The sequence below is a fragment of the Prochlorococcus marinus str. MIT 9515 genome, assembly GCF_000015665.1.
GTDB lineage: Bacteria > Cyanobacteriota > Cyanobacteriia > PCC-6307 > Cyanobiaceae > Prochlorococcus_A > Prochlorococcus_A marinus_P.
Genome location: NC_008817.1, coordinates 1,258,220 through 1,277,659, shown reverse-complemented (window position 1 = coordinate 1,277,659; position 19,440 = coordinate 1,258,220). Strand labels below are relative to the sequence as shown.

23 protein-coding genes are annotated in these 19,440 nt (G+C 31.7%); 15 read left to right on the top strand and 8 right to left on the bottom strand.

Translation table 11 applies throughout. From position 1 onward, the window contains the following. Nucleotides 1–31: 31 nt before the first annotated feature. From era to larB, 4 genes are read left to right on the top strand one after another with little or no spacing between them, the layout of a single operon-like run. Nucleotides 32–943 (top strand): GTPase Era, encoded by a 912-nt coding sequence (era, locus tag P9515_RS06950; protein ID WP_011820746.1) that lies wholly within the window; start codon nt 32–34, stop codon nt 941–943. Continuing rightward, nucleotides 944–2,167 (top strand): tRNA (guanosine(37)-N1)-methyltransferase TrmD, encoded by a 1,224-nt coding sequence (trmD, locus tag P9515_RS09435; protein WP_011820745.1) that lies wholly within the window; start codon nt 944–946, stop codon nt 2,165–2,167. Then, nucleotides 2,164–2,610, top strand: a complete 447-nt coding sequence (locus P9515_RS06935) for a TIGR03792 family protein (RefSeq protein WP_011820744.1) — start codon at nt 2,164–2,166, stop codon at nt 2,608–2,610. The genes trmD and P9515_RS06935 overlap by 4 nt, the downstream gene beginning before the upstream one ends. Further along, nucleotides 2,607–3,260 carry a nickel pincer cofactor biosynthesis protein LarB gene (gene larB / locus P9515_RS06930; RefSeq protein ID WP_011820743.1) on the top strand — a complete coding sequence of 218 codons (654 nt, stop codon included), beginning with the start codon at nt 2,607–2,609 and terminating at the stop codon, nt 3,258–3,260. Before P9515_RS06935 ends, larB begins: the two co-directional genes overlap by 4 nt. A 10-nt stretch (nt 3,261–3,270) precedes the next feature. On the opposite strand, the gene P9515_RS10080 is transcribed toward larB, so the two are convergent. The 5 genes from P9515_RS10080 to P9515_RS06915 form a co-directional block, all read right to left on the bottom strand. Continuing rightward, a complete protein-coding gene (locus P9515_RS10080) occupies nt 3,271–3,402 on the bottom strand; it encodes a hypothetical protein (protein ID WP_011820742.1) in 132 nt (43 codons plus the stop codon). Nucleotides 3,403–3,471: 69 nt separating this feature from the next. Then, complete coding sequence (locus P9515_RS09815; protein ID WP_187146019.1) at nt 3,472–3,639, bottom strand: hypothetical protein; 168 nt, start codon at nt 3,637–3,639, stop codon at nt 3,472–3,474. Nucleotides 3,640–3,751: 112 nt separating this feature from the next. Continuing rightward, a complete protein-coding gene (gene thiS / locus P9515_RS06925; protein ID WP_011820740.1) occupies nt 3,752–3,961 on the bottom strand; it encodes a sulfur carrier protein ThiS in 210 nt (69 codons plus the stop codon). Further along, a complete protein-coding gene (locus P9515_RS06920; protein ID WP_011820739.1) occupies nt 3,945–5,006 on the bottom strand; it encodes a thiamine phosphate synthase in 1,062 nt (353 codons plus the stop codon). Before P9515_RS06920 ends, thiS begins: the two co-directional genes overlap by 17 nt. Before the next feature lie 9 nt (nt 5,007–5,015). Beyond that, complete coding sequence (locus P9515_RS06915) at nt 5,016–5,939, bottom strand: bifunctional riboflavin kinase/FAD synthetase (RefSeq protein WP_011820738.1); 924 nt, start codon at nt 5,937–5,939, stop codon at nt 5,016–5,018. A gap of 68 nt (nt 5,940–6,007) precedes the next feature. Here P9515_RS06915 and P9515_RS06910 point away from each other — a divergent pair, with 68 nt between their 5' ends. After that, entirely contained in the window at nt 6,008–6,541 is a 534-nt protein-coding gene (locus P9515_RS06910) for a DUF3611 family protein (RefSeq protein WP_011820737.1), read from the top strand. Here the strand turns inward: P9515_RS06910 and surE are convergent. After that, nucleotides 6,521–7,330 (bottom strand): 5'/3'-nucleotidase SurE, encoded by an 810-nt coding sequence (gene surE, locus P9515_RS06905; protein ID WP_011820736.1) that lies wholly within the window; start codon nt 7,328–7,330, stop codon nt 6,521–6,523. The genes P9515_RS06910 and surE overlap by 21 nt on opposite strands. Before the next feature lie 124 nt (nt 7,331–7,454). Between surE and pheS the strand changes: the two genes are divergently transcribed. Continuing rightward, nucleotides 7,455–8,405, top strand: a complete 951-nt coding sequence (gene pheS, locus P9515_RS06900) for a phenylalanine--tRNA ligase subunit alpha (RefSeq protein ID WP_476726655.1) — start codon at nt 7,455–7,457, stop codon at nt 8,403–8,405. A 70-nt stretch (nt 8,406–8,475) separates the two neighbouring features. Then, the gene (locus P9515_RS06895) at nt 8,476–9,384 is read left to right on the top strand and encodes an NAD(+) kinase (protein WP_011820734.1); all 909 of its coding nucleotides are present in this window, start codon (nt 8,476–8,478) and stop codon (nt 9,382–9,384) included. 7 nt (nt 9,385–9,391) lie between these two features. Here the strand turns inward: P9515_RS06895 and P9515_RS06890 are convergent, their stop codons facing one another. Next, nucleotides 9,392–10,675: a bifunctional cobalt-precorrin-7 (C(5))-methyltransferase/cobalt-precorrin-6B (C(15))-methyltransferase gene (locus P9515_RS06890; RefSeq protein ID WP_011820733.1), complete on the bottom strand. Its 1,284-nt coding sequence runs from the start codon at nt 10,673–10,675 to the stop codon at nt 9,392–9,394. 79 nt (nt 10,676–10,754) lie between these two features. Here P9515_RS06890 and P9515_RS06885 point away from each other — a divergent pair, with 79 nt between their 5' ends. The 6 genes from P9515_RS06885 to lexA all read left to right on the top strand — a co-directional run bounded on the left by P9515_RS06885 (nt 10,755) and on the right by lexA (nt 16,187). Next, nucleotides 10,755–11,006 carry a hypothetical protein gene (locus tag P9515_RS06885; protein ID WP_011820732.1) on the top strand — a complete coding sequence of 84 codons (252 nt, stop codon included), beginning with the start codon at nt 10,755–10,757 and terminating at the stop codon, nt 11,004–11,006. Then, nucleotides 10,981–11,478 (top strand): DUF3122 domain-containing protein, encoded by a 498-nt coding sequence (locus P9515_RS06880; RefSeq protein ID WP_011820731.1) that lies wholly within the window; start codon nt 10,981–10,983, stop codon nt 11,476–11,478. The genes P9515_RS06885 and P9515_RS06880 overlap by 26 nt, the downstream gene beginning before the upstream one ends. A gap of 16 nt (nt 11,479–11,494) precedes the next feature. Continuing rightward, entirely contained in the window at nt 11,495–12,601 is a 1,107-nt protein-coding gene (gene ribD, locus P9515_RS06875; protein WP_011820730.1) for a bifunctional diaminohydroxyphosphoribosylaminopyrimidine deaminase/5-amino-6-(5-phosphoribosylamino)uracil reductase RibD, read from the top strand. Between the two features lie 93 nt (nt 12,602–12,694). Continuing rightward, nucleotides 12,695–14,557 (top strand): ATP-dependent zinc metalloprotease FtsH, encoded by a 1,863-nt coding sequence (gene ftsH, locus P9515_RS06870; protein ID WP_011820729.1) that lies wholly within the window; start codon nt 12,695–12,697, stop codon nt 14,555–14,557. A 28-nt stretch (nt 14,558–14,585) separates the two neighbouring features. After that, nucleotides 14,586–15,512 (top strand): ornithine carbamoyltransferase, encoded by a 927-nt coding sequence (gene argF, locus P9515_RS06865; RefSeq protein ID WP_011820728.1) that lies wholly within the window; start codon nt 14,586–14,588, stop codon nt 15,510–15,512. A 57-nt stretch (nt 15,513–15,569) separates the two neighbouring features. Continuing rightward, a complete protein-coding gene (gene lexA / locus P9515_RS06860) occupies nt 15,570–16,187 on the top strand; it encodes a transcriptional repressor LexA (RefSeq protein WP_041710637.1) in 618 nt (205 codons plus the stop codon). Between the two features lie 33 nt (nt 16,188–16,220). Here the strand turns inward: lexA and P9515_RS06855 are convergent, their stop codons facing one another. Continuing rightward, nucleotides 16,221–17,156, bottom strand: coding sequence for a UDP-glucuronic acid decarboxylase family protein (locus P9515_RS06855; RefSeq protein WP_011820726.1), 936 nt, complete (start codon nt 17,154–17,156; stop codon nt 16,221–16,223). Between the two features lie 148 nt (nt 17,157–17,304). On the opposite strand from P9515_RS06855, the gene P9515_RS06850 reads away from it, so the two are divergent. Together P9515_RS06850 and P9515_RS10120 are read left to right on the top strand one after the other, a co-directional pair. Continuing rightward, on the top strand, nt 17,305–18,702 hold the full coding sequence (locus P9515_RS06850) for a nucleotide sugar dehydrogenase (protein WP_011820725.1): 1,398 nt from the start codon (nt 17,305–17,307) through the stop codon (nt 18,700–18,702). A gap of 70 nt (nt 18,703–18,772) precedes the next feature. After that, complete coding sequence (locus P9515_RS10120) at nt 18,773–19,150, top strand: GtrA family protein (RefSeq protein ID WP_041710636.1); 378 nt, start codon at nt 18,773–18,775, stop codon at nt 19,148–19,150. The last annotated feature ends 290 nt before the right edge of the window (nt 19,151–19,440 follow it).

Sequence of the window (19,440 nt, the reverse complement as noted above, 5' to 3'; positions counted from 1 at the left end):
AGAATTTTATTATGGATCTTTTAAAAGTCTTTTGAATAATTATAAATCTGGTTTCGTAACTTTACTAGGAAGACCAAATGTTGGGAAATCAACCTTAATAAACAAGTTAATTGGAGAGAAAATAACTATTACTTCCCCTGTTGCTCAAACTACTAGAAATAGATTAAAAGGAATACTTACTACAGAATTTGGACAAATAATTTTTGTAGATACACCTGGAGTCCATAAACCTCATCATCTTCTAGGTGAAATACTTGTAAAAAATGCCAAATCAGCAATAAAAGGTGTAGATATGGTTATTTTAGTTCTCGACTCAAGTGTTGAACCAGGGAGAGGCGATGAATACATAAAAGATTTTTTAGTTTCAAATAAAACAGAATTTATTATTGTATTGAATAAATGGGATTTGGTGAATAAGGAATTCAAGAGTCTTCGTTTAGATCAATATAGAAAAGTTTTTGGAACTAGTAAAAGTTTTCAAACTGTAAGTGCATCTGAAGGATACGGTTGCTCTGAATTGATTAATATAATTTTAAATTTTCTCCCAAAAGGACCAATGTTATATGAGGAAGATACAATATGCGATCAACCCTTAGATAATTTATTAGCGGATTTAATAAGAGAGCAGGTATTAATCAATACAAGAGAAGAAGTCCCTCATAGTGTTGCGGTAAAAATTGAAAAAATTAAGGAAATTAATAGAGATAATGGTAAAAAATTTACAGCCATATTGGCTACGATCATTGTTGAGAGAACAAGTCAAAAGGGAATTCTAATAGGAAAAAAGGGTTCTATGTTAAAGACCATTGGTCAGACTGCAAGATCAAATATGAAGAAATTAATAAATGGCTCAGTTCATCTGGAATTATTTGTCAAAGTAATACCAAATTGGAGAAAAAAAGAATCTAAATTAATGGAGTTCGGTTATGAGGTGGATTACTAAATGACTAATTTGAATTTTGAAGTAATTACTTTGTTCCCCAAAGCTTTTGAATTAATAAATAATTTAGGTGTAATAACAAGAGCTTTAGAGAAAAAGTTAATCAAGGTGAACTTACATGATTTAAGAGAATACGGAGAAGGTTCGTATAGACAAGTCGATGACAAGCCTTATGGAGGAGGTTCGGGGATGGTTTTAAAACCAGGACCGATTTTTAAGGCTCATGATTCAATAAAAAAATTACCTAATATTAAAACTTTATTAATGAGTCCACAAGGTAAAGTTTTAAAGCAGCAGGATCTTTTAAGATGGTCTACTTTAGATCAATTAATAATTATATGCGGGCAATATGAAGGTTTTGATGAAAGAGTTAGATGCTTGGCTGATGAAGAAGTTTCTATAGGTGATTATGTACTTTCAGGAGGGGAAATTCCTGCTATGACTATAATTAATGGTTTGACAAGATTATTACCTGGAACCCTTGGAGATCCTAGATCTTTAATAGATGAGAGTCATAATTCATCTTTATTAGAATATCCGCATTATACGAGACCTCTAATTTTTAGAGAAATGAAAGTACCAGATATTCTTGTTAGTGGTAATCATGAAGAGATTGAATTATGGCGTAAACAAAAAATGTTTGAAAGAACATTAGAGAGAAGAAATGACTTGATTTCGTATGAAGACTATAAAAAATCACCAAAAAGTAAGAGAATAGATGAAGACTCAAATGAAATGATGAAATTCCGTATAGGAAATGGATATGATATTCACCGATTAGTAAAGGGTAGAAACTTAATCATTGGAGGAGTTAAATTGCAACACCCTGATGATTTAGGACTGGATGGTCATAGCGACGCTGACGTTCTTAGCCACTCAATAATGGATGCATTGTTAGGAGCTCTATCTCTTGGTGACATCGGAAAATACTTCCCTCCATCTGATCAAAAATGGAAAGATGTAGATAGTTTATTTTTGTTATCTAAAGTTATCGAATTAATTAGAAATCAAGGTTGGGAAGTAAATAATATTGATAGTGTTATTGTGGCAGAAAGACCAAAAATTAAACCTTTTGTGGAATTAATGAAGAATAATATTTCTGATATCTTGCAAATCGAAGATAGTTTTATTGGAATAAAGGCTACTACAAATGAGAGATTGGGTCCTGAGGGTAGAGAAGAGGGGATTAGTTGTCACTCTGTAGTATTGCTTGAGAAAAAAGAATGAAAATAAACTTTAAAATTAAAGAGAAGATAAAAAACCTTACTTTTTTGTTTATTTGTCTCTTTATTTTTCTATCTCAAATCAATTCTCCAATCCTTAAAGCTCTTCCAATGGATACTTATCAAAGTGAACTTGTTACAGAAGAATTAAGACTAAAAATCCCTTCTGAGTTTAAAAAAATATGGCTTCAAGCCGAAAAAGAAGTTTGGGAGCCATGGCTATCTATTCAAGAGGGTTTTCTGGGGAGACAAATATTTTGGAATAAAGAAAAAGAAGAAGCTTTAATATTGGTAAATTGGGAAAATAAAAAACTATGGAAAAGTATATCAATGAATGAAGTAAATGAGATACAAGAAAAATTCGAAGAAAACGTTAAAACATCTTTGAATATAAACTTTAATCCTTTTCAATTAATTTATGAAGGAGAGTTAATTAAACAAGGATGAATTTAGATATTAGGTTTGACTTTCAGAGAAGAGAAAGAATTGGACTTATTGAGGCCATTTGGGGTGCAGATAAAAGCGTAGATCAATTAAAAAGAGTTTCTAAAGAAGTTTTACAAAAAAAAGAAGTAGTTTTAATCACTCGTATTGATAAAGAAAAAGCTATTCATTTATTAGATGAATTTGAAGAGGCAATATTCTATGAAGAAGCGAATTGTCTTATAGTCGGTGAAAATTTTAACAAAATTTCTACAAACAAAAAAGTAGCAATAATTGCAGGAGGCTCTAGTGATTTGGCTGTAACACTTGAAGCTAAATTATCCTTAGAACTATATGGAGTTAGGTGTCAATCTTTTATAGATGTAGGAGTCGCAGGTCTTCATCGTTTATTAAATCAGATAGATGAAATTAATAAATATGATGTTCTTATAGTTTGTGCGGGAATGGAAGGAGCTCTAGCAACTGTTATTGGAGGATTATTACCTCAACCTATAATTGCGGTTCCAGTTTCAATAGGGTATGGAGTTAGTAAGAATGGAGAAACTGCCTTGAATAGTATGTTATCCAGTTGCGCTCCAGGAATTTCTGTTATGAATATAGACAATGGATATGGAGCCGCAATGGCGGCCCTAAGAATCATAAAAAGAATCTAGAAGAGTTTAATCATTTTTTTTCGATTTCTAGTAGATTTTCTATCCATAAATTGAGTTGTTTGGAAAGTATTCCTTCCTCTCGCATTTTTATAGCCTTTACAACAACTTGTGTGTTCACCCACTCTGGGTATCTTTTAGTCATTTATTGTTTTAGATTCAGTAACTATAATTTGATATAAATTTTTCTGGAAACAAGGTCAAAGTAACAAAATTAATTTATTGTGTTCGATTTGGTACCTAGTCTTGATAATTCTGAGGAGGTGTCATCTCCTTCTACATTTTTTAATTTTTCAATTAATTCAGATAAATCTTTTTGGGCCAATTCACCATTAGGCTCCCATTTCAATGATCTTGAATTTTGGTTTTGATTTTCTTTCATTTTCAATTTGGAGTATTAAGAATATAAAATGAAAAATTCGAAAATTGGGTTATTGTTTCGAGCTTAAAGTTAAAAAAATATGAAGATTTTTAGATATCTTCTAATAAGTTATTTATCCGCCTCCAACAATGGATACAATTTCCAGCTTGTCTCCTTCTTTTAGTATCTGGTTATCCCATTTGTTTGAGTTGATAATTAAGTCGTTCACTTCAACGACTATAGTCTTTGGTTTATAACCTAGCAATTTTAAAGCGCTTGAGAGTAAAGCCTTTTCATTTCCTATCTCAATATTTTTTTCTTTACCATTAACTATAATTTTCATTGGAAAGTTTTTTTAAGATAATAATAGCTTCTTCTTTTGGATCTTCTGAATTTAGTAGCCCTGAAACTACTGCAACCTTGCTAATTCTATGACTTTTTAAACAAGAAATATTTAATTTGTTAATACCTCCTATAGCAAAACAAGGAATGTTTATATCTTTTATTAAAGTTTTAATCTTCTCAACCCCGAGTGGTTCTTTTCCCTTTTTTGTTAAGGATTGAAAAACTGGCCCAATACCAATGTAATCGCATCCATCTTTTATAGCTTTATTGATATCAGTTGAATTATTTGCTGAAACACCAATGATTTTAGAACTGCCTAGTAATTTTCTTGCTGTTTTTACATCAATGTCTTCTTGCCCAAGATGAACACCGTCTGCATTTGATGCCATTGCTATATCTACTCTGTCATTAACGATGAACAAAGAATTATATTTTTCACATAGGTTCTTTACTTGAATTGCTTCTTTGAGATGATTTTTATCATTACCTTCTTTAAATCTGTGCTGAATAATTTTTACTCCTCCTAACAATATTTTTTCAATTATTTGTAATAAGTTGTCTCTATGATCTGTTATCGAATATAAATTGTTTTCTCTAATTATTAACTCTGCTCTCTTACGAGTGTTTAGATTTAATAGTTCAATTTCTAAAGTGTAAATTTCATATCTAATATCAGAAGCTATTTTGGAAAGTTTATTATTATGGTTTCTTGAAAACTCTTCAATAACTCTAAGAGCCTCTTGAACCCTAGCAGAATTAGAACTTATTATTTTAGAGGGACTTTTCCGGTGGATTTGTTCAATATGAGATAACCCTTTACATTGATCTTCTATATGATTTCTTGATTTTTTGTAAATTTCTAAATGATTTTTACCTAATATTTGTCGGAGGTTTTTTATTCTTATGACAAAATCTTCATTTCCTAAGCCAAATCTGGCCCAGTCCTCTAAGACTCTTAATCCTTCTCTTGCTCTATCTAGATTGGCGTCAATAATCTGAGAAATTCGTAAGTCTTCCGGTTGATTTATTTTTGGTTGTTCCATATTAAAATTTTATTTACTATGCTCATTAAGAATTTTTAAAGCATTTTCTCTATCTATAGTAATTTGATTAGAGAGTTGATCAATATTCTGAAACTTGATTTGAGACCTTAACTTCTCAACGGGCTCTACCGATAAATTAAGATCATATAGATCGATATCTTTATTAATTAAATGTACTTCAACGGCTGATGGCAAGAGAGGATCAATAGTTGGTTGAGAACCAAGATTCATAACAGAAGCGATTTTATTTGGAGAATTATTTATGGTGGACCATGCTGCATAGACCCCTTCACCAGGTAAAAATTTTCTTCCATCTATTTCTAGATTTGCTGTAGGAAATCCAAGGCGCTTCCCAATCCCTTTCCCCTTAACTACTTTCCCTTTAAAGCTGTATGGCCTATTGAGTATTCTTAAAGCATTCTTTAAATCACTTTTTTGTAATAAATCTCTTACTCTACTGCTGCTAATTCTTCCTTCATTGTCTTTTAAAATTGAGATGATTTTTAGTTTTATATCCATATCTCTAGTGATAAGTTTTATTGTATTAATATCACCGCTTCTTTTATACCCAAATCTAAAATTAGCGCCTACAGAAATACTCTTTGCTTGTAATTGATTGATCAAAATCTCTTTTATAAAGTTATCGGCACTTAATCTAGAGAGATTCTTATCAAAGGGAATTAGAACTAATTGTTCAATTCCAAGGTCTTCAAGAATAGGAAGTTTTTCTTCAGGTAGATCAAGTCTTAGGCGTGTTTCTCCATAAAGTATTTCTCTTGGATGTGGCCAGAAGCTTGCGATTGTTGGTGTATATTTATTTTCTTTGACAACACTGTCAATTAATTGTCTATGACCAGCATGTACTCCATCAAAACTACCAATAGCTATTGAGGTGGGATTCTTAACTTCGGAAGGTGATATTAAAGAGATCACAAGATAACGTGCAATTTTATGATTTTGATGGCAAATTTAAACTAATTGTAGTTTATTCAATCAAATGAATGTCTGGCAAAATTGATTTTCAGTCGCTTTCATTTGGAATGCGGCGCATTGGCTGGATACGTTTTTGGATTCAATCCATTCTAGGTGTTGTAGTAACAGCTGTTTTACTTTTTTCAAATGTTGTAAATAATAGCGAAGGACAATTAAGTTTGACTCCGGGCTTATCACTAACAACAATATCCCTGATTTTACTAGTTTTTAGTCTGTGGCAAGGTTGGTTAATAGTGAAAACTGGCAGGGCAATTTCAAGTAATGCTAGACCCTCAAGAGGGCAAACAAGCAAATTAATAAAAAGGGGCTTAATAAATGATTTGCTGGGAATTTTATTTGGTTTAATTGGATATCAAGCACTTATGGGAGCACTATTTATACAAGCATCCTCTCAAACAACTGGTCAACTTATCACGGCTTCATCTGATATTCCTATTACGGGTCTTGAGATTTTATCAGTACTCAGTAATACGCAAGTTATCGCAGCTCATTTCCTTGGACTTTGCTTCTCTTTATGGTTGTTAAGAAGCATTTATAAATGAAGCATTGATTTTTGGCAAAACGTCTAAACTGCCTCTCCAAAATAAATCTGTTTCTACAGGTGTAAGAGAAATTTTGTTTTCTTCTATTTGAGAAACGTCACTAGGCCAATTCTTAGGCCCATAACCTTTTGATTTGAGATCTAAAACAGCCTCACCAGCTAACCAATAATAATCATCTCCTCTTGGGTCTTCTCTTTTGGAAAATTGGTTTTTATATTTTCTTATTGATAATCTTGTCCAAGATAATTCCTTTATTTTATTCTTTTCACATGGCGGTATATTCAAATTTAAAAGAAGTGCGTTTGGCCAATTATCCTTGATTGCTTGCTCTGCAATATTCATTGCGATTTCACTAGCGAATTCAAAGTTTTTCCATTTGAAACTCGCAACACTAATTGCCATAGATGGAACATTTTCTAAAGTCCCTTCCATCGCTGCAGCAACTGTTCCTGAACAAAAAATATCCGTTCCTAAATTTGGCCCATGATTTACTCCAGAAAGAATCAAATCAGGCTTTTTGTCTAATAATTCTGATAGGGCTAACTTAACACAATCAGCAGGAGTACCTGAACATCCCCACGCTTTAATACCCGGTTCAAATAATTCATCTGCTCTCTCGACTCTCAAAGGAGATTGCAAAGTGAGGCCATGTCCAGTTGCCGATCTTTCTTGGTCTGGACAAACTACAGTTACTTTATGTCCTTTTTTTAAAGCAGATCTTGCTAATGCTCTTATTCCTTCAGCAAAAACTCCATCATCATTACTTATTAATATATTTAACGATTCCATAGGTTATTTCATTTTATTATGGACGATATTTAAGTAAGATAAGAAAATACTTATTTTTACTATATCAGTGAGTCAAATTGAATCATTAAGCCAAATAGAGGAAAAGTTAAATAATCTTTCTTTATTGGCCAATGAAAACATTAAAAATGCTAATACTGATGCTGAATTGGATCAACTACGAGTTTCTTTACTAGGAAAGAAAGGTGAGTTATCAATAATATTAAAAACTATGGGAAAATTGTCCTCAGTTGATAGACCTATTGTTGGGCAGAAGGCCAACTTGATAAAGATAAATTTGCAAGATTTAATAACTGAAAGAAAAGATCAACTTAATAGTGACGCTATAGATCAACAAATTAAAGATGAAAAAATTGATGTAACTATACCTTCCACAGGAACCCACTCAGGTCATAAACACCCTTTGATTTCCACACAAGATGAGATTATAGATATTTTTTGCGGACTAGGTTACTCCGTTGAAAATGGTCCTGAAATAGAGAGTGATTTTTATAATTTCGAGTCGCTCAACATACCTAAAAATCATCCTGCAAGAGATATGCAGGATACTTTTTATTTAGATGAAAATCGTTTACTCAGAACTCACACCTCTCCTGTTCAGATTAGATATCTTGAAAAAAATCCGCCTCCAGTAAGAATTATTGCACCTGGGAGAGTTTATAGGAGAGATGCGGTCGACGCTACTCACTCCCCTGTTTTTAATCAAGTAGAGGTTTTATGTCTAGATCAAGATATAAATTTTAGTCATTTAAGAGGAACTGTACTTACTTTTTTAAAAACTTTCTTTGGGGACATTCCAGTTAGATTTAGGGCTAGTTATTTTCCTTTTACTGAACCCTCAGCAGAAGTGGATGTTCAATGGAAAGGTAAATGGCTGGAAGTAATGGGTTGTGGAATGGTAGATCCAAAGGTTTTAGAAAAATTAGGAATTGACTCTGAAAGATATACTGGTTTTGCCGCTGGATTAGGTGTAGAAAGATTTTGTATGGTGAGACATCAGATTGATGACATAAGGAGGTTTTACACTAATGATCTAAGATTCCTAGAACAGTTTTAAAATAATTAGTGTTTAAATTAGGTTTCTTAATCAATTTAGATTAAAATATTAGTAGTTTGTAATTTATTGATTGGTACGTAAAGCTGGACTAATCGTCAATGATGGTAAAGAACTAGCTGTTCAAACAGCAATTTCAGTTCAAAAAAAATTGGAGAAATCCAATTATGAAGTTGTAAGAGTAAGTAGTTCTGGAGGTATGGTTGGTTTTGCCAATCCTGATCAGCACGTTCGTCCTTTGGGATACTCGAATTGTGTTCCTGAAGGTTTCGATTCGTCTATGGAGTTTGCGATTGTTCTGGGAGGAGACGGTACAGTACTTTCTGCTGCGCGACAGACAGCTCCTGCAAAAATTCCAATCCTTACAATTAATACTGGGCATTTAGGTTTTCTTGCAGAAGCGTATCTTTCTAATCTAGAGGAAGCAGTTGATAAACTTATTGTTGGTAATTGGGAAATAGAAGAAAGAAAAAGTTTGATTATTAGTGTAATGAGAGATGAGCAAAGAAGATGGGAATCTCTTTGCTTAAATGAAATGGCTCTTCATAGAGAACCTTTGACGAGTATGTGCCATTTTGAGATTTCAATAGGTAGACATGCACCAGTCGATATATCTGCTGATGGGGTTATACTCTCTACTCCAACTGGCTCAACAGCTTATTCTTTAAGTGCTGGCGGTCCTGTTATTACGCCCGATTGCCCAGTAGTTCAATTAACTCCAATTGCTCCTCATTCTTTAGCTTCAAGGGCTTTAGTTTTTAATGATTCAGAACCAGTTACAGTTTTCCCAGCAACCCCTGAAAGGTTAGTTATGGTTGTTGATGGAAATGCCGGTTGTTATGTTTGGCCTGAAGATAGAGTTTTAATTAGAAAAAGTAAACATTCAGTAAAGTTTATAAGACTTGAAGATCATGAATTTTTCCAAGTTTTGAGAAATAAATTAGGTTGGGGATTACCTCATGTGGGTAAACCTAATAAGTAATTTTAAGTTAAATTAGTTTTCTCCCTTTAAGCAAAAATACAGGATTGTTCGGATCCATTCTAATTCCCCCTGAAATACTTAAACTTTTATAAGTCTGAATAAGATTTAGAGTTACTTCGAAATTATTTACTTTTAAAGTCTCTCTTAAATCTTTAATGGTTTGAATATCAATTAAAGGAATAGAAACAATATCTCCATGATTCATATCTTTAGATAATTCATTAATAATTCGAAGTTTAGTATTTTTGTCACAGCCACCAATAATTATTCTCCTAGCTTTTTTAAAAGATTTAATGTTATTAGTATCAATTAAATTATTTATATCTTCTTCAAAAATATCCTTAGGTCTAACGCCTAATCTTTTTGCATTTTCTAATATCAATTCTTTTGATCCAATTCTTTTGTCAATACAAAATAATTTTAAATTGGGCCTTAATTTTAATGCTTCTAAACCAATTGAGCCGCAACCTGCTCCAATATCCCAAATTGCGCCATTTTCTGGTAACTCTAAATCAGCTAAAATTTGAATTCGAATCTCCCTTTTGGTTAATAAATTTGGTCTATCTTCAAAAGTTTTAAAAGTATCATCTTTTAATCCAAATAAAGGAGTTGCTTCTCTTTGAAGATCTTTTTCTCTTTTCAGGAGAACAGCAATATTTAAATTAGAAATGTCAAATGGTAACTTTTCTTTTAGGCTAAATTTTCTGATCCTTTCATTTTTAAAACCTATTTCCTCACAAATCCAAAAGTCATAATAATTTTCTAAATTTAATTCTAATAAATTATGCTGAATTGTTTCTAAACCGCAGTTATTTGAATCTGTAATGACCGCTATACTTGAAGGCTTTGATTTCATAGCCTTAATGAATTTGGTTGAATCTCTTCCATGGATACTTACATATGCTGCCCCTTGCCAAGATATTTTGAGTTTACTAAATGCTAATTGAGCACATGTATTTGACGGATAGAAACTTAATTCTTCTTTCGAAAAATTTTCTAGAAGTATTCTCCCAATACCAAACCAAAGAGGATCACCCCTAGAAAATAAAATTACATCAGTTTTTTGAGATTTAAGCCAATCAATTAGTTTGTTGTCACTTTTGCTTTCGAAAAATAATTTTTCTTTATTATTGGTATTATTTTTTGCCCATAATTTTATTTCTCCTATATATGTATTTGGAACTGCAATATTAGCTGTCTTTTTAAATAATTTTTGTAATTTAAGGGGCAGCTCTAAAAATTCAAAAGAATTAATTCCTATTACGTGAATTTTTCTTTTTATCCGACTCATGAATTTTAGTAGGAATAATATAATTTATTTGTGTGTTTAATCAATTTATCCTAGTATTTACAAATTAATAATAAATTACTTGTCAGAAAGGAGAAAGCGATTACACGAAATATTGTTAACTCTAATTAACAAAGAAAGTGATTTTGAGTTAATAGAAGAAAACTCTGGTGATTTAACATCAAATTTTTCTGATAAAGATACCGCGAATTTGTCCCGAGTTATAGAAAAAAATCGTAAAATTATTAAGAGATACCAAGACCTTGTTAGAACAGCAGTAACTTTAGACGCCCTTATGGATTCTGAAAATGATCAAAATTTCAAAATTAAATAAAATTATTTTAAAAGGTTTACTTTCCCTTCCTCTTTTAATTGCGCTTGTTTTTAACCCATTAAAAGTTCATGCAGAAATAGCAGAAACAGAAATTAATGGAGATTTAATAAATGCTAGTAGTGAGTTTTTGAGAGATCTAGATTTTGAAACATGGCAACTTGTTGCGTATAAATCGCCATTCTTTGAAGATAAATTAATCATAAGGGTTATTGGATATCCTGGTAATCTAAGAATTGATCATCCAACAGATTTGCAAGTTAATTCTGGAAGAAAACAGTGGTTATTAAGTGACAAAACATTATTAAATGCTGAATTAGCTAATGATGGAAGACAAGCTGCCGCAGAATTTGATTTGAATGAACTTATTAATAATATTGATAAAAATAGACCACTCAGATTATCTTTGTCAGGTGTTTTCTCGGATTTGCCAGTTCCTCCTTTCGTAGTAAAAGAATGGAGATCATTAGATTGATAACTAATTCGATAAGATGATTGAAATCAATGGTATTGACATAAAATGGATGAAAAGAGCTATATATTTGGCTTCTTTAGGTAAAGGAAGAACAAATCCTAATCCAATGGTTGGGGCAGTAATTTTGGATAAAAATGGAAATCTTATTTCAGAAGGATTTCATTCAAAGTCTGGGATGCCTCATGCAGAGGCAATGGCTTTCAATAACTTAAAAAAAAATGCAAGAGATGGGATACTTTATGTTAATTTAGAACCCTGTTGCCATCACGGCAAAACACCTCCCTGTGTGGATAAAATAATTTCTTTTGGGATAAAGAAAGTATTTGTTTCTATTGAAGATCCCGATAAAAGAGTTTCAGGAAAAGGTATAAAATTGCTAAAAGATTCTGGGATTGAAGTTCATTTAGGATTATGTGAAAAAGAATCGACAGAATTAAATAAGTCTTTTATTCATAGGAATATTACTAATAACGCTTATGGAGTTTTGAAATGGGCAATGAGTATGGATGGAAGGGTTGGTCTGAAAAATGGTAAAAGTAAATGGATTACAAATAAAGATTCAAGATCATTAGTTCACTCTCATAGAGCTTGCTTTGATGCAATAGTCATTGGTGGTAATACACTAAGAAAAGATGATCCTCTTCTAACTTCTCGGGGTAGAAGAAATCCCGAACCTTTGCGAGTAGTGTTCACAAAAACTTTAGATTTACCAGAAAAATCTAATTTTTGGGATTTTAACCTAGCTAAGACTCTTGTTGTTTATGATAGTTCTTGTGCAGATAAAAATTTTCTTAAGAGAATTCCGGAGGGTGTAGAGATTGAAGAATTATCCTCTGATAATCCTATATTGCTTTCAAATTTATTAGCAAAAAAAGGGTGTAATAATGTTTTATGGGAATGTGGGCCTAAGTTAGCAACCTCAGCTATCAAAGCAGGTTGTATTCAAGAACTAATGACTTTTATCGCACCGAAGATATTAGGAGGTATAAGCAGCATGAACCCCTTCTCTGATTTTGAATTTACAGATATGGATCAAGTCTTTAATTTATGTAAATCTGAAATTAACTTTATCGGGGACGATATTTTTGTAAAGAGTGCCATTAATTATAAAAAAGTTGTCTAGTTAAAATACCGTTCGGTTCTTACCCAAAAAAAAATTATACAGGGACAGAACTTGTTCGTTTAGTTTATAATATATTCACAAACAACACTAATCATGCCAATAAGACAAGACGATAATCAACCTAATAGAAGATTTGGAATAGTAAATATAATTCTAATTGGAGTAGGAGCACTCCTTTTATTCAGCAGTTTGTTCCCTAATCAAAATATGCAAATACCAAGAGTTCCATATTCTTTATTTATTGACCAAGTTAATGATGGCGAAGTTAAGAGAGCTTATATTACTCAAGAACAAATTAGATACGAATTGAATGGAGCTGAAGAAGGTGCTCCATCAGTATTAGCAACCACTCCAATTTTTGATATGGATCTTCCTCAAAGATTGGAAAATAAAGGGGTTGAGTTTGCAGCAGCTCCACCTAAAAAACCAAATTTCTTCTCAACTATTCTTAGTTGGGTAGTTCCTCCTTTGATTTTTATTTTGGTGCTGCAATTCTTTGCAAGAAGAAGTATGGGTGGAGGTGGCGCCCAAGGTGCTTTGAGTTTTACCAAAAGCAAGGCTAAAGTTTATGTTCCTGACGATGAATCGAAAATAACTTTTGATGATGTAGCTGGTGTCGACGAAGCTAAAGATGAATTAACGGAAATTGTTGATTTCTTAAAGAAACCAGAAAGATATACTGATATTGGTGCAAGAATTCCTAAAGGTGTACTTTTGGTCGGACCTCCGGGAACAGGAAAGACATTACTGTCTAAAGCTGTGGCAGGTGAAGCAGAAGTTCCATTCTTTATTATTTCAGGATCCGAATTTGTTGAGCTATTTGTAGGGGCTGGTGCAGCTAGAGTTAGGGATTTATTTGAACAAGCCAAGAAAAAAGCACCTTGTATAATATTTATAGATGAACTAGATGCTATCGGTAAGAGTCGTTCTGGCTCAATGGGTGTTGTTGGTGGTAATGATGAAAGAGAGCAAACACTAAATCAGTTACTTACTGAAATGGATGGTTTTGCATCTGCTGACAAGCCAGTTATTGTTCTTGCTGCTACTAACCAACCAGAAGTTCTTGATGCGGCTTTACTCAGACCAGGTAGATTTGATAGACAAGTTTTAGTGGATAGACCAGATTTGTCAGGTAGAAAAACAATTCTTGAAATTTATACTAAAAAAGTAAAATTAGCAGAATCTATTGATTTGGATTCAATAGCCCAAGCTACAAGCGGATTTGCAGGAGCAGATCTGGCAAATATGGTTAATGAAGCGGCTCTATTAGCTGCAAGAGCTAAAAGAAAAAGTGTTGAACAACAAGATCTTAGTGAAGCTATTGAAAGAGTAGTAGCTGGATTAGAGAAAAAAAGTAGAGTTCTCCAAGATGATGAGAAGAAAGTTGTTGCCTATCACGAAGTAGGGCATGCAATTGTTGGTCATCTAATGCCTGGAGGATCAAAAGTTGCGAAGATATCAATCGTACCAAGAGGTATGAGTGCGTTGGGATATACACTTCAACTTCCTACTGAGGAAAGATTTCTTAATTCAAAAGACGAATTAAAAGGTCAAATAGCGACTCTTCTTGGGGGTCGTTCAGCTGAAGAGGTTGTATTTGGAAAAATAACTACGGGTGCTTCTAATGACCTTCAAAGAGCAACTGATATAGCAGAACAAATGGTGGGTACATTTGGAATGAGTGATATTCTTGGCCCTCTTGCTTATGATAAACAAGGAGGTGGACAATTCTTAGGAAACGGTAATAACCCTAGAAGATCTGTTAGTGATGCTACAGCTCAGGCTATAGATAAAGAGGTCAGAGACTTAGTAGATGATGCTCATGAGACAGCATTAAACATTTTAAGAAATAATTTACCTTTACTTGAATCGATTTCCCAAAAAATCCTCCAAGAAGAAGTTATTGAAGGTGAGGACTTAAAAAATCTTCTCGCCGAATCTAAAATGCCTGCATAGTAGAATCTAGACTTTATTAGAATTATTAATGATAAAACCTATCAAGCTTGCTAACAAAAACTTTTTATCAAGCTTGGATCTTTCTACTGATGAAATTATCAATATTTTAGATCTTGCAAAAAATTTTAAAAATAATAAATTAAATGTTGATTTAAAAAATAAAGTATTAGGTTTAATTTTTGATAAATCATCAACACGTACAAGAGTTAGTTTTCAAGTCGCAATGTCAAGGCTTGGCGGGACTACAATCGATCTCAATCCGACAACCTCACAAATCGGAAGGGGAGAACTAATAAAAGATACTGCAAGAGTTCTAGGCAGATATTGCGATGTGATTGCAATTAGAACATTTAGTCATTCAGATTTGGAGGAATACGCAAAGTGGTCAACAAAACCAGTTATTAATGCTCTTACAGATTTAGAACATCCATGTCAGGCATTAGCTGATTATTTAACAATTCAAGAGGAATTCACGGATTTCAAAGATGTGGTTTTGACATTTATAGGTGATGGTAATAATGTCGCAAATTCTCTTATTTTATGTGGCGCATTATTAGGCGTGGAAGTTAGAATTGCTTGTCCCAAAGGTTATGAACCCAACTCTTTTGTGATCAATAAAGCATACGAAATATACAATAATAAGAATTTATTGAAAATCTCTGATGATCCTAATACTGCTGTTTTAGGAGCGAATGTTCTTTATACAGATGTTTGGTCATCAATGGGAGAAGAAAAACAAAAGGAAGAGAAAGATAAGGTTTTTAATGGATTCACTATTGATAGTGATTTAGTAAAGAAGGCTGATAAAGAAGCAATTATCCTTCATTGCCTTCCTGCATATAGATCTAAAGAGATAACTGATGAAGTATTTGAAAGTAAAAAAAATAGAATTTTTGATCAAGCAGAAAATAGATTACATGCTCAACAAGCCCTTTTATCTTGTCTTCTCCACTAGGAATACTTGCAAACTAATCAATAAAAGGGTACAAATGTATTAGTGTATATTTGTTTTATGTTAAATACATCTCAAGATAATCTTACAGATGCTCAAAATGAGCTATATGAGTGGATAAAGGAGTATATGAAAGATTTTCAACATAGTCCATCAATAAGACAGATGATGCAGGCGATGGGATTAAAATCTCCAGCTCCAATACAAAGCCGTTTGAAGCATTTGCAAGAAAAGGGTTACATATCATGGCAAGAAGGTAAAGCTAGAACACTTCAACTAATAGATGAAGTAATAGAGGGTATTCCTGTTATGGGATCCGTTGCGGCAGGAGGCTTAATTGAAACTTATTCTGATGTTAATGAAAACTTAGATATTTCTGAGGTCTTGAAAAAGAAAAATGTTTTTGCGTTAACTGTTAATGGAGATTCAATGATTGATGCATGTATCGCAGATGGTGATATGGTTTTGATGGAACCTATTATAGATTCAAACAGTCTAAGAAATGGAACGATTGTAAGTGCCATGGTTCCTGGTCTAGGAACAACTTTAAAATATTTTTCTAAGAGAGGAGCTAAAATATTTCTTGAAGCGGCAAATCCAGCTTATGAACCAATTGAATTGAACCTAGACCAAGTTGTTTTTCAGGGAAAACTTTTAGCTGTTTGGAGAAAAATTTAAATTTTAAAAATCATAATTAACTAATCAAATTTTTTATAAATTATATTTAAACCATTCTATTGTTTTTAAAAGCCCTTCTTTTAATTCAACTTTAGGCTCCCAGTTTAAGATACTTTTAGCTAGTGAAATGGATGGTTTGCGTTGTTTTGGATCATCTTTAGGCATTTCTTTAAATTCATATTCTAAGTTGGGATTTATTAAATCTCTTACTATATCAGCCAATTCTCTTATTGAAAATTCATTTGGATTGCCAATATTTATTGGGCTTTGAAAATCACTTTCCATTAAAAGTATCATCCCATTTATTAAATCATCAACATAACAAAAAGATCTAGTTTGTTTACCTTCACCATAAAGAGTTATTTTCTCATTTTTAAGAGCTTGTTTAATAAAGTTACTTACAACTCTTCCGTCATCAGATCTCATATTTGGACCATAAGTATTAAATATCCGCATAATTCTTACATCAACTCCATGTATTCTTTGATAATCAGAACATAATGTTTCAGCTACTCTTTTACCTTCGTCATAACAACTTCTAATACCTGTAGTATTCACTGAACCTCTATATGACTCAGTTTGTGGATGTTCTAAAGGATCACCATAAACTTCACTTGTGCTTGCTAATAAAATCTTTGCTCCTATTCGTTTTGCTAATCCCAACATATTATAAGTTCCCATAAAACTTGTCTTGGTGGTTTTAATAGGATTAAACTGATAATGAATAGGTGAGGCTGGACAAGCTAAATGCCATATTTTGTCTACCTCTAATTTTATTGGTTCAGTGACATCATGTCTGATTAATTCGAAATTCGGATCTTTTAACAAATGATGTATATTTTTCTTTGTACCTGTAAAAAAATTATCGAGACATATTACTTCTTCTCCTTTTTTAAGCAAATTGTTAGCAAGATGTGAGCCGAGAAAACCACTCCCACCAGTAATTAAATTTCTATTTTTTTTAATCATCAAAAAGAATTATATAACTGACGAGTCTTTATCTTAAGTTATTAATATATATTTTTGTAATTATTATTTTCTTCTCATGTATTTTAATATTAATGAAACTTCCTTATAATAAGTTGATATTTTTAGAAAATTGTTTGTTTAGAATCATATGAATATTACAAAAACTAGTAATATTAAAAATATCTGTTGTATTGGAGCTGGTTATGTTGGAGGTCCAACAATGGCAGTAATTGCAGCGAATTGTCCAGATTTAATAATCAATGTAGTAGATATTAATATTGATAGGATAAATTCTTGGAATATTGATGATTTATCTAAGTTACCAGTTTTTGAACCAGGATTGAAGGATATTGTTGAAAAGTGTAGAGGTAAAAATCTATTTTTCTCATCAAATGTTGAAGAAAATATCGCAAATGCAGATATTATTTTTATTTCAGTTAATACTCCTACAAAAACTAAGGGTATAGGAGCTGGTTATGCGAGTGACTTGAAGTGGATTGAATCTTCAACAAGGACAATAGCGAAATTTGCAAGAAATCATACGATTGTTGTAGAAAAAAGTACTTTACCTGTTAAAACTGCTGAAACAATAAAAAATATTTTGCTTTCATCAGATGAATCGTTAGATAAAAACGTAAAAAAAACTTTTTCTATCTTATCAAACCCCGAATTTCTTGCAGAGGGATCAGCAATAAATGATCTTCAGAATCCTGATAGAGTTTTGATTGGAGGGGATGATAATTATGCTATTAATCTGCTGGTAAATATATATGAGAAATGGGTTGATACAAAAAAAATTATCACTACAAACTTATGGAGTTCTGAATTATCCAAATTAGTAGCAAATGCTTTTTTGGCCCAGAGAATATCTTCTGTTAATTCTATTTCTGCTCTATGCGAATCAACTGGAGCTAATATTCAAGAGGTAAAAGAGGCTATTGGAAGTGATACTAGAATTGGAAATAAGTTTCTTAATGCAGGTCCAGGCTTTGGAGGGAGCTGCTTTAAAAAGGATATTTTAAACCTTGTTTATTTATGCAGATATTATGGACTCAATGAGGTTGCTGCATATTGGGAGCAAATAGTTCAAATTAATTTATGGCAACAAAAAAGAATATCTGCATTAGTTATAAAGAATTTATTTGGTACTCTTTCAAATAAAAAATTAGTAATATTAGGATTTTCATTTAAAGCCAATACAAATGATACGAGAGAGTCTCCTAGTATTAATATCTCTAAAGAGTTTTTAAAGGAAGGAGCAGAATTAAATTTTTATGACCCTAAAGTTGAAAAAAAGCAAATTTTAAGAGAATTTGATGATTTTAAAGACTCAAAAATATCAGTATCTAAATCAGCTTTAGGAGCTGCTGAAGGCGCAGATGCAGTTTTAGTAATGACTGATTGGGAAGACTTTAAATATTTAGATTGGATTAGTATTTATAAAGTCATGAGAAAACCTGCATGGGTTTTTGATACTCGAATTTGCTTAAATCGAGAAGAAATAAGTAATATTGGGTTTAATATATGGACTTTGGGAAGGATATAATAATAAATAGACCTATAAATGAAGTTTAATAATTAAGGCATTTTTTTAAGTGAAATTTATCAAATGAAGAATGTTAAACAATCTCCAAATAAATAAACAAAAAAGATTATTTTTAGTTTTTGGTTTTTTAAATTTTTTAATTACCAATGCTGTTCTCCAAATCTCTCTATTTTTTACTCCAATTTTATTTTCAACAATTTTAAGCCAAATTATAAATTTCATCATTGGTTATTATTTGTACGGAAAAAAAGTTTTTAAATTAAATAAACTAACTAATTTGGTCTTTAGAAAGTATTTTGCATTAGCCTTCATACTTTGGATTTTAAACTTTGTTTTTATAAGATTATTGTTTTATTTTGGAGTAAATAAAAATATTTCAGCATTAGTCGTTATTCCTTTATTAGTATTAATTTCTTATTTTTTCCAAAAACGTTATGTTTTCAAGTAGTCAAATTTTTTTATAAGTTTTTTTTATTTAAAATTTTAAGAAAAAATAATTAAAAATTTTTTTACTTTATATATACAAAAATTATTTTTAAGGATTTATGATCTGAAATTACTTGATATTCTCTAAATATAATTATGATGGATGTATTATATTAATTCTTAAAAATAAGAATATTTACAAAGGTATTGAGATTCTTTTTGAATTGAAATTTCTCTCTAATAATTTCACTTATTTAATATGCTGATTTTGAAAATGATTTTGATGTATGTTAGGAAATTATTGATCATATA